Raw genomic sequence first — 11,817 nt, 5'->3', positions numbered from 1 at the left:
CAACTACACAACCACCATCACCGTCCAGATCCTTGACGGTTGACGACCTACCAAGACCACTAACTACGCGGCATTGCCGCTAATCCGTGGTACTGCCCCTTTCCGCGATCTCCGCCAGTTCGGGCGGGATACGCCCCGTCTCGTGGAAGGCCCGCCACATGGCGAGGCCGGGGAACGTGCCGTCAGCGAGTTCGCCGAGGAAACGGCGCACCCACGCCGCTTCGGCCTCGCGGATCGCCAGGTCGTACTCCTCCTCGATGAGGAAGAGGCGCGGGAGCTCCTGAGTGTGCTCGGCGTGCGCTTTTCGTTGCGCGGCAAGCTGCTGTTCGAGGGTCTCGAGCCGGCGACGCAGAAGCTCGACCGTGTCGGCCGGTGTGAGGGCGCCGAGCATCGACAGGCCGGCCTCGAACCTCGGCTGCTCACGCTCGGGAGTCGAGACAAGCTCGCGTACCCAGTCGACGAGTTCCGCCCGGCCCTCCTCGGTGATGCGGTACACGGTGCGCTCCGGCCGGGCGCCCTGGCGGGCGGTTTCGGTGGCCTCGATCAGGCCGTGCTTCTCGAGGTTGCGGACGACGGTGTAGAGCGAACCCCATTTGATCGGGAGGTCCTGCTCCTTGCCCCGCGCGCGAAGCATCGACGCCATCTCGTAGGGGTGCATCGGCCGCTGCACGACCGTGCCCAGCACGGCCAGCGCCAGCAGGTTCGCCACCCTCCGCCGCTTCGCCATCCCACTCGCCTCCGATTACTCGTCAACGAATATACGCACACGGGCATCGGCTCGCAAGCCTCGCTAAAGCCGGACTCACCCGCGGCGAACGCCTGACTCGGCCCCCGCGAGTGCCGAACTCAGGCGCGCCGAGTCCGGCTTTCGGGGCACGTGCGTCGGGGTCGGGAGGTCGTTATCGTGGCGTGGCGCCGAGGGCGGTGGCGAGTGCGTCTCGCACCGCGGCCGTACCGGGGACGGGGCGATGCGCTTCATCGGCGAGTTCCCGCAACGAGGTGATCGGATCGGACAGTCCACAAGAGACGAACGTGCCGAACACCGACATGTCCGGATCGACGTTGAGGCTGAACCCGTGGCTGCTCACCCCACGGCGGATGCGCATCCCGATGGAGGCGATCTTCCGCGCGTCGGGCGTCCACACCCCGACCAGACTGGCCCCACCCGGCGGCGTCTCGCGCCGCACCGCTTCGAAACCGAGCGTCGCCAGCGCGTCGATGATCCCGTGTTCGAGCCACCGCACCACGTCCGCGGGCCCGCGCTCGCGCACATGCGCGACCAGGTAGCCGACGATCTGCCCCGGCCCGTGGTACGTCGCCTGCCCGCCCCGGTCGACCTCGACCGCCGGCAGCCCGGACACCGGCAGGTCGGCCGGTGACGTGCGCGGACCGTAGGTGACCACCGGCGGGTGCGACAGCAGGAACAGCCGGTCACCGACCGCGCCGTCCTGGCATTCCGCCACCCAGCCACGCATCGCCTCGGCCGCTTCGCGATAAGGGACCTCGCCGAGGTCGACGCGAGTCAGCCCGGGAAAAACCCGCATAGGCTCGAACCATAGCTGGTTCTGTCTGTTCATTGAACCGCCGACTACGCTGGCCGCATGGCGCTGAAGTCCGACTACGCGAACCAGGAGTGCTCGATCGCACGCACCCTGGAGGTCGTGGGCGAGCGATGGACCCTGCTCATCCTGCGGGACTGCTTCTTCGGCCTGCGGCGCTTCACCGACCTGCACCGCCACCTGGGAATTCCGAAAGCAGTGCTGACGGTCCGGCTGGACAGGCTCACCGCCGCACATATCCTCGACCGGCACGAATACCGCCCCGGCCGGCACGAGTACCGGTTGACCCAGAAAGGTCTGGATCTCTGGCCGGCGCTGCACGCGCTGGATGCGTGGGGGAACCGGAACCTGGCGCCGAACGGCCCGCGCACGCTCTTCCGGCACGCGGCCTGCGGGAACCCACTGGAGCCCAGCGGGTTCTGCGGGCACTGCCGCCGCGTGCCCGGCGCGCCGGAGATCGAGTTCCAGCCGGGGCCCGGCCGCGGTCCGGCGGATCCGGATGATCCGGTGGAGCAGGCGCTGCGGCGGGGACACCGGCTGTCGGAACCGTTGGTGCTGGGTTGACCGAGTACCGGCAGACGGGCCTTTGCGGCGCACCCAACGGAAGACGCCGCGCGGCTCGGCATGGACCTCGCCGCCAAGCACGCGGCCCGCGCGAGGCGCGGTAACGGCTCAGGTGGTGGGGCCGTTCAGCTCGTTCGTCGCCTGCTCGCCCGCCTCGGTCACCCTTCGCAAGAACCCCGCCAGCAGCTCCAGTTCGTCGTCGCGGTAACCGGCGATCAGCTCGTCCATCGACCGGTTCATCCCGCCGTACAACCGGAACAGCTCCCCGCCCCGCTCCCGCAGCGCCCGCACCACCACCGCGCGGCGGTCGTCCGGGTCGCGCTCGCGCACGACCCAGCCGTCGCGTTCGAGACGGTCCAGGATCCCCGTGATCGTCGCCGGGTGCAGGCCGGCGAGGCGGGCCAGGGCACTCGGGCCGAGCGGGCCCTGGCGCGAAATGATGTCCAGGCAGTCGAGATCGGCGTCCTTCAGCTTCGCTCGCGCACCGACCCGGTGGTCGAGCACGGACAGCTGCCGGTTCAGGTCCCGCAGCGCATCCTTGACCCCCGTGACCAGCCGCCTGCGCCGCCGGGCGGTCTCGGCCGAAGCGTGCGCCGTCATCGGCACGCCAGCCGTACGAAACCCCGCATGCCGACCAGAGTACTTCCCGAATCGCGACCCCTCCGCACAGCCAGGACGAGTACGAAAGCTGGATTAAACCCGGAACGCTGTTTAGAATTCGTCCCGCCACTTCGCCAGATCGAAAGAATGCCGTGACAGTTCCCCCGGTGGCCCGGACCCCGACCGGCCGCAGGTTCCAGCTCGCCGCGCTGCTGAGGCATCTGCGCGAGCAGCGGGGTCTCACCCAGGAAGAGGTCGGCGGGCTGATCTGGCCGGGCACCACGCCGCGCAGCGTGCAGAACAAGATCACCCGGCTGGAGAACGGCGACGGCGGGATCACCGACGAAGACCTCCACGCGCTGCTGAACGCCTACGGCACCAGGAACGGCGTCGCGCTCGAACTGGCACTGCGGCTCAACAGCGGCACATCCCAGCGCGGCCGCTGGCGCGGGGCGCGGGCCACACATCCGGAATCGTTCCGCCAGTACATCGACCTCGAGGAGGACGCCCGGCTGATCCGAATAGTGGGTATCGAGCGGATTCCGAGCCTGCTGCAGAGCGAATCGTATCTGCGGGTCGGAGCGCGGCCGGAGGAAAGCGTCGCCGCCGTTCACGAGCGGCAACAAGTGCTGTCCCACAAAGAGCCTCCCGAGCTGTACGCGGTGCTCAGCGAATCCTGCGTGCGCCGGGTCCGCGGCGGCGCGCGGGTGATGGACGAGCAGATCGAGCACCTGCTGCGGCTGTCCGCGCACCCCAACGTCACGCTGCAGGTGGTGCCGTTCGCGCCGCCGCCGGGGCTGGTCTCGGACACCGTGCTGGACCAGCGGTTCGCGTTGCTGCGCCTGCCCGCGCCCGGCGTGATCGGCGAGTTTCGCCGGCATCTCGACTTCGCCTTCACCCCGGTCGCCGGCCGCCTCGTGCCCGACGACAACATCCAGGAGTACGAGCAACTCTGGCTCAACGCGACCATCGCCGCGCTGAGCCCGGAGACGACCCGCCGGTTCCTCCGCCGGGTCCAGCGGAGCTTCCGCGAAGGGATGACCTGATGTCCGAAAGCGCGGAGCCCACTGTTGCCGCCGCGGCGCGTGTCTACGACTACCTGCTCGGCGGCACCAGCAACTACGCGGTCGACCGGGAGGCGGCCGCGCAGATGCTCCGGGCGTTCCCGATGGCGGGCGTCGGGGCCCGCTACAACCGGCAGTTCCTCGGCCGGGCCGTCCGTTTCCTGTGCGAGGCCGGGGTGCGGCAGTTTCTCGATCTGGGCTCGGGCATTCCCAGCGCGGGGAACGTGCACCAGATCGCGCAGGCGGTCGATCCCCAGGCGCGCGTGGTCTATGTGGACCACGAACCGGAAGCGGTCTCGATCAGCCGGGACCTGTTGCGCGACAACGCTTTTGCGACCATCCTGCAGGCGGACCTGCGGGATCCGGGCGCGGTGCTCGGCTCGCCGGAGGTGACCCGGATGCTGGACTTCTCCCGCCCGGTGGCCGTGCTGATGATCTCCGTACTGCATTTCGTCCCCGATGCGCACGATCTGGTGCGTGCCTACCTCGCGCCGCTGGCGCCCGGCAGTTACCTCGCGCTGAGCCATCTCACGCGGGTCGGCGGGCGGACCGGCGCTCTGCAGAGCGAGTCGACGCGCGCGTACAACAGTGCGGTCGCGGAGAATCTCGCGATCCGCGATCCGCGATCCGGACGAGGTCGCCGCGTTCTTCACCGGGCTGAAACTCGTCGAGCCGGGGCTCGTGCCGCTGCCGGACTGGCGCCCGGAGGATCCGGACTACGTCCCGGACGAGGAGGACGCACCGCGCCGGGTCAGCCTGTGCGGAGTCGCCGCCCTTGGACGGTGACCGTTCGCGCACGGAGCCGGGTGGACGCTCGACACTCCAGACGTCGGGAGGACTTCGGTGCCGTACCGGTCGGCGGCGAAGGTCCGCAGGCGGTGCGCGAGCGATGCGAGCGAACTCGCCGCGTGATGCGAGGGCGCCCAGGCCGCGAAGAGCGAGATCCGCAGTTCGGCCGAGGCGCCGGAGATCCGCAGCCCGTGCAGCCCGAAGCGGGGGTCGTCCGAGACTACCGCGACGCCCCGTCCCGCCGCCGCAAGCGCTTGCGCGACCTGGGCGTTGCCGCATTCGATGAGTTCCCGCGTCCCGAGGCCATCCGTCGCGAGCGCCTCCTGCAGGATCTGCCGCGCGCGGAACGACGGGTCGAGCACGACCAGCGGCTCGCGCACCAGGTCCGCCAGCCGCACGCGCTTGCGCCGACGCCACGGATGTCCGGCTGGCACATAGGCCCACAACGGCAATACCGCCAGCGCGAGCGAATCCCATTCCGTGGCGGGAGGTTGCGTCACGATCGCGAGGTCGGCGCCGTGCCGCAGCGCCCCGGTGCCGGTGGTCTCGACCACTGTCGGCAGCGGGTCGCCGGGCCCGAAGGTCGCCAGGAACGGGGCGACCAGGTCGGTAAGCGTCGTGGTCGGCGCGGAGATCGTGATCCGCACGAGGTGACCGGCGGCGAACGCCTCGGCGGCGGACAACGCGTCGTCGGCACGCCGCAGGACATCCCGCGCGACGGGCAGAAACTGCGCGCCGGCCGCGGTCAGCTCGAGCCGGTTGCCGCGCCGGTCGAACAGGTCGAGCCGCAGCTCACGCTCCAGATGCCGCAGCTGGCGGGAAAGCGCGGGCTGGGTCACGTGCACGACCTCGGCCGCCGCGCTGACCGAGCCCCGTCCGGCGACGGCAACGAAGTACCGCAAGGTCCGCAACTCCACGTGCCCAGTATGCCGGACAGGCATAGCAAGCCAAGAAAACAGGCAATGGACGGCATGGCCACTCCGGCTCAGGCTGGAAGCATGACCGAATTCCCCGTGGAAGACCCCGCGACCGGCGAGACGATCGCGATGGTCATGGACGGCGGTCCGGCCGAGGCGACCGCGGCTGTCGACGCGGCCGCGGCGGCCGCCCGCGCCTGGGCCGGCACTCCGGCCCGCACGCGGTCCGAACTGCTGCACCGCACGTTCGAACTGATGCTGCGCGACCGCGAGGAACTGGCCGCGCTCATCGTGCGCGAGAACGGCAAGCCGCTCGCCGACGCGCGTGGCGAAGTCACCTACGCCGCGGAGTTCTTCCGCTGGTACGGCGAGGAAGCCGTGCGCGCGGACGGCGCCTACGGCCCCTCCCCCGCCGGTGGCACCCGCACGGTTGTGACCCGGCGGCCCGTCGGCGTCGCGGCGCTCGTGACCCCGTGGAACTTCCCGGCGGCGATGGCCACCCGCAAGATCGGCCCGGCGCTGGCCGCGGGCTGCACCGTCGTGCTCAAGCCCGCCGCGGAAACCCCGCTCACCGCACTCGCGATCGCCCGCCTGCTCGCCGAAGCGGGCGTGCCCGACGGTGTGGTCAACCTGGTGACCACCACCGATGCGGGTTCCGTGGTCACCACCTGGCTCGAGGACCCCCGGGTGCGCAAAATCTCCTTCACCGGCTCGACCCGGGTGGGCCGGCTCCTGCTTCGCCAGGCCGCGGACCGCGTGGTGAACGCTTCGATGGAACTCGGCGGGAACGCACCGTTCGTGGTGACCGCCGACGCGGACCTCGACGCCGCGGTCGACGGCGCGATGATCGCGAAGTTCCGCAACGGCGGCCAGGCCTGCACGGCCGCGAACCGGTTCTACGTGCACGCCGACGTCGCCGAGGATTTCCTTGCCAGGCTGGGAAAGCGGGTCGAGGCACTGAACGTCGGCCCCTCGGGCGACGTCGGCCCGCTCATCAGCGCGAAGGCCGTCGACGGCGTGACGAAGCTCGTCGATTCGGCGCTGGCGGCCGGTGCGCGGGTGGTGGCACGCGCCGAGATTCCCAGTGACGGCAAGGGGTATTTCTTCGCGCCGGTCGTGCTGGCCGACGTGCCCCCGGATGCGGACGTCGTCCAGGAGGAGATCTTCGGCCCGGTCGCGCCGGTCGTCACCTGGCGGGACGAGGAGGAGCTGCTCACGCAGGTGAACGCGACCGAAATGGGCCTCGCGGCCTATGTCTACGCCGGGAACCTGCAGGACGCCCTGCGTCTCGGCGAGGCGACCGACGCCGGCATGGTCGGGATCAACCGCGGTCTGGTCTCCGATCCGTCCGCGCCGTTCGGCGGGCTGAAGCAGAGCGGGCTCGGCCGGGAAGGCGCCCGTGAAGGGCTGCACGAGTTCACCGAGATCCAGTACCTGAGCGTCGACTGGCCGTGATCACCACGCGAGCGGGGTAGCCCAGGCCAGCCGCGCGACAAGGTCTCCACTCTCCCGGTCGCCCTCCGCCGTCATCGCTGGGCCACCTGACGGCCGAGGGCGTCCAGCCAGTCGCCGGTGCCCTGCTCGCGCCACTCGGGCTGTTCCCGGTCGTCCAGGAAGGTGCCCTGTTCGGTGAGCACCAGGCGGGTCCCGTCGCCGTCGCGGACGAACCGCACGGTGGTCAGCGACACGGTCGACAGGACCTCGTCGCTGAACAGGGTCGTGGTGTAGACGATCCGATCGTCGGGGACGATGTCGTGGTACTCGCTCCTCGCGACGAGGTCGGCCCCTTCGCCGCCGTGCACGGCTTCGGTGCCGCCGACTCGGAAGTCCAGCGAGTAGCGACTGTCCTCGGCCGCGAACCACTTCGCCTTCGTGTCGCGGTCGGACCAGGCCGCGAAGACCACGGCGGGCGCGGCGGCATAGGTCCGTTCCAGCGTGAACGTGCTGTGTTTCACCGAGTGGTCGGTCATGATCCTTACTCCTTCGTCTGGTCGTCGAGCACTGCGCCGAGGCGGTCCAGGCGGTGCTCCCATGCCGTGCGCTGGCGCTGCAACCACGCCTCCGCGTTGCGGAGGCCGGCCGGATCGATCTGGCAGGTGCGGACCCGCCCGACCTTCTCCGACCGCACCAGTTCGCTGTCCTGCAGCACCCGGAGGTGCTGGACCGTCGCGGCGACGGTCACCCCAAGCTGGGCCGCCAGCTCGCTCACGGTGGCCGGGCCGCGGGTCAGGCGCTCGATCACCACCCGCCGGTTCGTATCCCCGAGCGCGTGGAACACTCGATCCACCGCCTGATGCTTAAGCATGCACTTAACTTTATCCACCGGCCGGTAAAAGTCAAGTGCAGACTTAAGTTTCTGGCGTGTTTGGGCGGCCCGACGTCGTGCTGATGGACCTGCGGGTACGACCGGTCGGTGCGCGAAGCGGTCCGGGCCCGCGGGAGCGCGCCCGCGAAATCAAACCAGCGGTGTAGGACCACGGCCGGCGAACCAACCACGGGTGCACGCGCGGTCCCACCCGCGCGCCGACGACAGGACGCCGCGCGGGCACGAGCATCGGAACCATGACAACACCCGCACCGCAACCGAAAGCGTTGCTGCGCACACTCCTGCCGAGCCTGCTGCGGAACGCCGTCCTGCCGCTGGCCGTCTACCTCGTCCTGTCCCCGCGCCTGCACAACGACGTGCTCTCGCTCGGCATCGGGGCGGCGATCCCGGTCGTGCTGACCGCTGCGGGGTTCGCGATCCGCCGCCGGCTGGATCCGGTCGGCGTGTCCGCGACCGTCATGTTCGGGATCGTCCTCATCGTGCTGGGGCTCACCGGCGGCAACCCACTGGTGCTCAAGCTGCACGACGCGATCGTCACCGGACCGCTGGGGCTGGTGCTGCTCGTCTCGGCCGCGATCGGCCGACCGCTGCTCCTGGTCGCGTTCCGGATGATCGCGAGCCGCAAAGGCGCGGACATACCCGCCGGGCCCGCCCAGCGGCGGGCGCTGTCGGTGATGACGGCCTTGATCGGCGCTCTCCTCTTCGTGCACGCGGCCCTGCTCCTGGTGCTCGCGCTGACCCTGTCGACGAGTACCTTCCTCGCGATCGGCCGCCCGATCGGGTGGGCGGTCATCGCGGCTGGAGCCGTTGGCGTGGTCACCTACCGCCGCCACCTGCACACCGCTTTGCACAATAGGGTGAAATCCCCTAACCCCCTAAGTAGGTCTTGACCAACTCTGTGTATAGATGCGGCTTGATCCCCGATGTGCCCGCACAAGTTGATCTCTAGGTTCGGTCGGGCCGTGTGGCGGGAAACCCCCCACACGCATGTCCCCGCCCCCTAGATTGCGGAGTATCCGTTGTCCCAACCGATCCAAACCCTGCACGAGTTCGTGTTCAACCTGATCTCCAACGCCGACTTCGGCTCGGCCTTCCTGAGCGACCCGGCCTCCGCGCTCTCAGCCGCCGGCCTCGGCGACATCACCGGTGCCGACGTCCAGGAGGTCACCCCCCTGGTCACCGACTCCATGCCGGCGCCCGTCGCGGACGCGGTCGAGAGCGGGCTCGCCTCGCTGCCCACCGACGCCTTCGGCACCGACGACCTGCACTGCGCGCTCACGCACCTGGAGACCGTCGCCTCCGTCGCGCAGAGCCTGCCGGACACGGCCCTTTCGACGGCCGGAACGCTGAGTTCGGTCACGGACGCCATGGGCGTTTCGGGCACCTTCCAGGGCAGCGCGGACGGTCTGGCCACGGGCATGCTGGCCAGCACCCCGGCCGGTGACGTGACCGGCGCCCTCGCCGCGACCACCGGTTCGCTCGGCGCGGGCATGGAGTCGCCACTGGGCACCTACGGGATCACGACCGACAGCCTGCCGCTGTCGGTGCCGAGCTTCGGCTCGGTGAGCGACCTCGGCGGCACCCTCGACTCGGCGGCGCTCACCGGCGGCACCCCGGTCACGGAGACCGCCACGAGCTACGTCACCTCCGGCACCGAGATGGCGACCTCGGGTATCGCCAACGGCTCGGCCATGCTCGGCGACCACATCTCGACCGCCGGAACGGGCCTCGGCGGAGCCGTCACCGCGGGCGGCGCCGATCTCGCGAACCACGTCACGTCCGCGGTCTCGATGGCCGGTGACCTCACCTCCAACCTGCCCACCGTGTCGGCGCCGGTGCACCTGCCGGCCGACCTGCCGGTGCACGTGGTGGCCCAGCCCCCGGCCCTGCCGGCCGCGGACGCCGCCGTGCCGCAGGTGACCCACACCGTGGAGAGCACGGTTTCGCACGCGAGCGTGCTGCCGGACTCGCTGTCCCACGGCTCGCTCGCCGGCATGGCCCACTCGGCCGTACCGGGGGTCGACAGCCTGCACACCGATCTACTCCACGGCGAACTCCCGCTCGGCCACTGAGCGGGGCCGGGTCCCCACCGCCCCTTGGTGAGGACCCGGTTCGGGCGGCCTCGAAGTCGATCACTGTCCACGGTGGACGGTGATCGACTTTTTCGTGAGCCTTCGCGCCTCACCGCGACATACCGCGCCCGATGTGAAATGCTCGTCTCGGCGATCAGAATCGGTGCGGTGAGGACGCGAAGGTGGACGAGTTCGAGCACACGCCACGGCCGGTGCGGCTGCCGAAGGTGTCCGGTGAGCTGGTCGGCCACCGGCGATATCTGTGCCGGCTCGACGACGCATTGTCCCTGAGCGCCGCCGTCGTCGGCCTCCACGGCCCCTCCGGCGCGGGCAAGACGACCCTCTTGTCGGCCTGGGCCCCGGCCGCCGCCGCACGGTACGGCCGGGAGGTGCTGTACGCGGACCTCGACTGGACGCCCGGCGAGGGCCAGACCGAGGCCGTGCTGACCGCGTTCCTGCTCGGGCTGCACATCCCGCCCTCGACCGTCGCCTCGCTCCAGCCGGCCCAGCTGCCCGGCTACTTCCAGTCGGTTACCAGGGAGAAGCGGGTGCTGGTGGTGCTCGACAACGCCACGTCCGCCGGGCAGGTCCTGCCATTGCTGCCGGCGGCGGGGAACACGACCGTGGTGACCAGCCGCGATTTCCTGCACGACCTGCCCGGTAAGCAGATCCCGGTCACCCCGCTGAACCTGGAGAACGCCCGGGAACTGCTCCGGCCGGCGGCCGGCCCGGATCGGGTCAGGGCTGATCCGGAGGCGACCGGAGCCGTGATCGAACACTGTGCCGGGCGCCCGCTCGCGTTGCGTATCGCCGGGACGAACCTCGCCCAGACGCCCGCGCTGCCGGTGCGCCAACTGGCCGGGGAACTCCGATCCGGGACGGATCTTGATGCCGTCATCGGCGCGACCTACCGGCGGCTGTCGCCGGTGGCGGCCAGAACGTTCCGGCTGCTGGCCGCGCAGCCAGACCGGAGCGCGGGGCCGACGACCGTTCACGCACCTCACCTGGGAGAGCCTTATCGCGGCGGCGCCGCCAGCGCCGTGACCACCCGGGAAGCGCTGGGCTTCCCCAGCTTCTCCGCCATCCACACGCTCGTCTCGACCAACGCCGGCAGGTCGGCGCCGTGCTGGATGCCGAGGCCGTCGAGGAGCCAGACGAGGTCCTCGGTCGCCAGGTTGCCGGTCGCGGAGCCGGCGAACGGGCAGCCGCCGAGGCCGCCGGCCGACGAGTCCACGGTGGACACTCCACAGTGCAGTGCCGCGAGGGTGTTCGCCAGCGCCTGGCCGTAGGTGTCGTGGAAATGCACGGCCAGGGCTCCGACCGAATCGAATGCCGTGATCAGCTCCTCGACCTGGCCGGCCGTCGCGACGCCGATCGTGTCGCCGAGGGACAGCTGGAAGCAGCCCATGTCGAGCAAACGCTTGCCGGCCCGGACGACCTGCGCGACCGGCACCTTCCCCTCCCACGGGTCGCCGAAGCACATCGACAGGTACGCCCGCACCTCGAGCCCCTCGTCGCGGGCGCGGCGGACGACCGGGTCGAACATCGCGAACTGCTCGTCCAGCGACCGGTTGAGGTTCCGCCGCGCGAAGGTCTCCGTGGCGCTGGCGAAGATCGCGATCGACTCGACACCCGCCGCGAGCGCGCGCTCCAGGCCACGCTCGTTCGGCACCAGCACCGGGTACCGCACGCCCGCCCGCCGCTCCAGCTTGGCGAGCAGGTCGGCGGCGTCGGCGAGTTGCGGCACCCAGCGCGGGTGCACGAAGCTCGTCGCCTCGATCGTGCGCAGGCCCGCGCCCGCCAGCCGGTCCAGGAACTCCAGCTTGGTGCCGAGGTCGATCACGGTCTTCTCGTTCTGCAGCCCGTCGCGCGGCCCGACCTCCCAGATCGTGACCTCGCCCGGCAGGTTAGCCGTCGTTAACACGA

The 11,817-nt window shown here is 70.6% G+C and carries 13 protein-coding genes and 2 pseudogenes; 8 read left to right on the top strand and 7 right to left on the bottom strand.

What is annotated here, in order from left to right; all coding sequences use genetic code 11:
* Positions 1-79: 79 nt before the first annotated feature.
* Both FG385_RS22200 and lipB read right to left on the bottom strand, forming a co-directional pair.
* Positions 80-727 carry a PadR family transcriptional regulator gene (locus FG385_RS22200; RefSeq protein ID WP_139098693.1) on the bottom strand — a complete coding sequence of 216 codons (648 nt, stop codon included), beginning with the start codon at positions 725-727 and terminating at the stop codon, positions 80-82.
* Positions 728-899: 172 nt separating this feature from the next.
* Complete coding sequence (gene lipB / locus FG385_RS22195) at positions 900-1,544, bottom strand: lipoyl(octanoyl) transferase LipB (protein WP_139098692.1); 645 nt, start codon at positions 1,542-1,544, stop codon at positions 900-902.
* Positions 1,545-1,601: 57 nt separating this feature from the next.
* Here lipB and FG385_RS22190 point away from each other — a divergent pair, with 57 nt between their 5' ends.
* Positions 1,602-2,123, top strand: coding sequence for a winged helix-turn-helix transcriptional regulator (locus tag FG385_RS22190; protein ID WP_139098691.1), 522 nt, complete (start codon positions 1,602-1,604; stop codon positions 2,121-2,123).
* A gap of 108 nt (positions 2,124-2,231) precedes the next feature.
* On the opposite strand, the gene FG385_RS22185 is transcribed toward FG385_RS22190, so the two are convergent.
* Complete coding sequence (locus tag FG385_RS22185; protein ID WP_139098690.1) at positions 2,232-2,723, bottom strand: MarR family transcriptional regulator; 492 nt, start codon at positions 2,721-2,723, stop codon at positions 2,232-2,234.
* Between the two features lie 167 nt (positions 2,724-2,890).
* Between FG385_RS22185 and FG385_RS22180 the strand changes: the two genes are divergently transcribed.
* The 3 genes and pseudogenes from FG385_RS22180 (at position 2,891) to FG385_RS35340 (ending at position 4,573) form a co-directional block, all read left to right on the top strand.
* Positions 2,891-3,769 carry a helix-turn-helix domain-containing protein gene (locus FG385_RS22180; protein ID WP_160148865.1) on the top strand — a complete coding sequence of 293 codons (879 nt, stop codon included), beginning with the start codon at positions 2,891-2,893 and terminating at the stop codon, positions 3,767-3,769.
* Positions 3,769-4,314, top strand: a pseudogene (locus FG385_RS35670) (SAM-dependent methyltransferase); the annotation flags it as partial. The gene FG385_RS22180 and the pseudogene FG385_RS35670, both read left to right, overlap by 1 nt.
* 61 nt (positions 4,315-4,375) lie before the next feature.
* A complete protein-coding gene (locus tag FG385_RS35340; protein ID WP_268815936.1) occupies positions 4,376-4,573 on the top strand; it encodes an SAM-dependent methyltransferase in 198 nt (65 codons plus the stop codon).
* Here the strand turns inward: FG385_RS35340 and FG385_RS22170 are convergent.
* On the bottom strand, positions 4,504-5,493 hold the full coding sequence (locus tag FG385_RS22170; protein ID WP_139098688.1) for a LysR family transcriptional regulator: 990 nt from the start codon (positions 5,491-5,493) through the stop codon (positions 4,504-4,506). The two genes, FG385_RS35340 and FG385_RS22170, sit on opposite strands and share 70 nt — an antisense overlap.
* Positions 5,494-5,574: 81 nt before the next feature.
* Here FG385_RS22170 and FG385_RS22165 point away from each other — a divergent pair, with 81 nt between their 5' ends.
* A complete protein-coding gene (locus FG385_RS22165) occupies positions 5,575-6,948 on the top strand; it encodes an NAD-dependent succinate-semialdehyde dehydrogenase (protein ID WP_139098687.1) in 1,374 nt (457 codons plus the stop codon).
* A gap of 71 nt (positions 6,949-7,019) precedes the next feature.
* Here FG385_RS22165 and FG385_RS22160 read toward each other — a convergent pair whose 3' ends face one another.
* Entirely contained in the window at positions 7,020-7,463 is a 444-nt protein-coding gene (locus tag FG385_RS22160; RefSeq protein ID WP_139098686.1) for an SRPBCC domain-containing protein, read from the bottom strand.
* 5 nt (positions 7,464-7,468) lie between these two features.
* Positions 7,469-7,798 carry an ArsR/SmtB family transcription factor gene (locus FG385_RS22155; protein WP_139098685.1) on the bottom strand — a complete coding sequence of 110 codons (330 nt, stop codon included), beginning with the start codon at positions 7,796-7,798 and terminating at the stop codon, positions 7,469-7,471.
* A gap of 257 nt (positions 7,799-8,055) precedes the next feature.
* On the opposite strand from FG385_RS22155, the gene FG385_RS22150 reads away from it, so the two are divergent.
* From FG385_RS22150 to FG385_RS35460, 3 genes and pseudogenes are all read left to right on the top strand, one after another.
* On the top strand, positions 8,056-8,709 hold the full coding sequence (locus tag FG385_RS22150) for a VC0807 family protein (protein WP_139098684.1): 654 nt from the start codon (positions 8,056-8,058) through the stop codon (positions 8,707-8,709).
* A 129-nt stretch (positions 8,710-8,838) separates the two neighbouring features.
* Entirely contained in the window at positions 8,839-9,891 is a 1,053-nt protein-coding gene (locus FG385_RS22145) for an IniB N-terminal domain-containing protein (RefSeq protein WP_139098683.1), read from the top strand.
* Between the two features lie 182 nt (positions 9,892-10,073).
* Positions 10,074-10,709 (top strand): annotated as a pseudogene (locus tag FG385_RS35460) (AfsR/SARP family transcriptional regulator); the annotation flags it as partial.
* A gap of 197 nt (positions 10,710-10,906) precedes the next feature.
* On the opposite strand, the gene FG385_RS22135 reads toward FG385_RS35460, so the two are convergent.
* Entirely contained in the window at positions 10,907-11,815 is a 909-nt protein-coding gene (locus FG385_RS22135; protein WP_139098681.1) for a hydroxymethylglutaryl-CoA lyase, read from the bottom strand.
* Positions 11,816-11,817 lie beyond the last annotated feature (2 nt).

Origin of the sequence: Amycolatopsis alkalitolerans, from assembly GCF_006152065.1 — a bacterium.
Classification (GTDB): Bacteria; Actinomycetota; Actinomycetes; order Mycobacteriales; family Pseudonocardiaceae; genus Amycolatopsis_E; species Amycolatopsis_E alkalitolerans.
Note: the sequence above shows the minus strand (reverse complement) of the source record. Positions and strands in the feature narration are given on the sequence as shown.

Coding starts and splice junctions, on each gene's coding strand:
- FG385_RS22200 (WP_139098693.1), bottom strand. CDS start 727: ATGGCGAAGCGGCGGAGGGTGGCGAACCTGCTGGCGCTGGCCGTGCTG.
- lipB (WP_139098692.1), bottom strand. CDS start 1,544: ATGCGGGTTTTTCCCGGGCTGACTCGCGTCGACCTCGGCGAGGTCCCT.
- FG385_RS22185 (WP_139098690.1), bottom strand. CDS start 2,723: ATGACGGCGCACGCTTCGGCCGAGACCGCCCGGCGGCGCAGGCGGCTG.
- FG385_RS22190 (WP_139098691.1), top strand. CDS start 1,602: ATGGCGCTGAAGTCCGACTACGCGAACCAGGAGTGCTCGATCGCACGC.
- FG385_RS22160 (WP_139098686.1), bottom strand. CDS start 7,463: ATGACCGACCACTCGGTGAAACACAGCACGTTCACGCTGGAACGGACC.
- FG385_RS22150 (WP_139098684.1), top strand. CDS start 8,056: ATGACAACACCCGCACCGCAACCGAAAGCGTTGCTGCGCACACTCCTG.
- FG385_RS22155 (WP_139098685.1), bottom strand. CDS start 7,798: ATGCTTAAGCATCAGGCGGTGGATCGAGTGTTCCACGCGCTCGGGGAT.
- FG385_RS22165 (WP_139098687.1), top strand. CDS start 5,575: ATGACCGAATTCCCCGTGGAAGACCCCGCGACCGGCGAGACGATCGCG.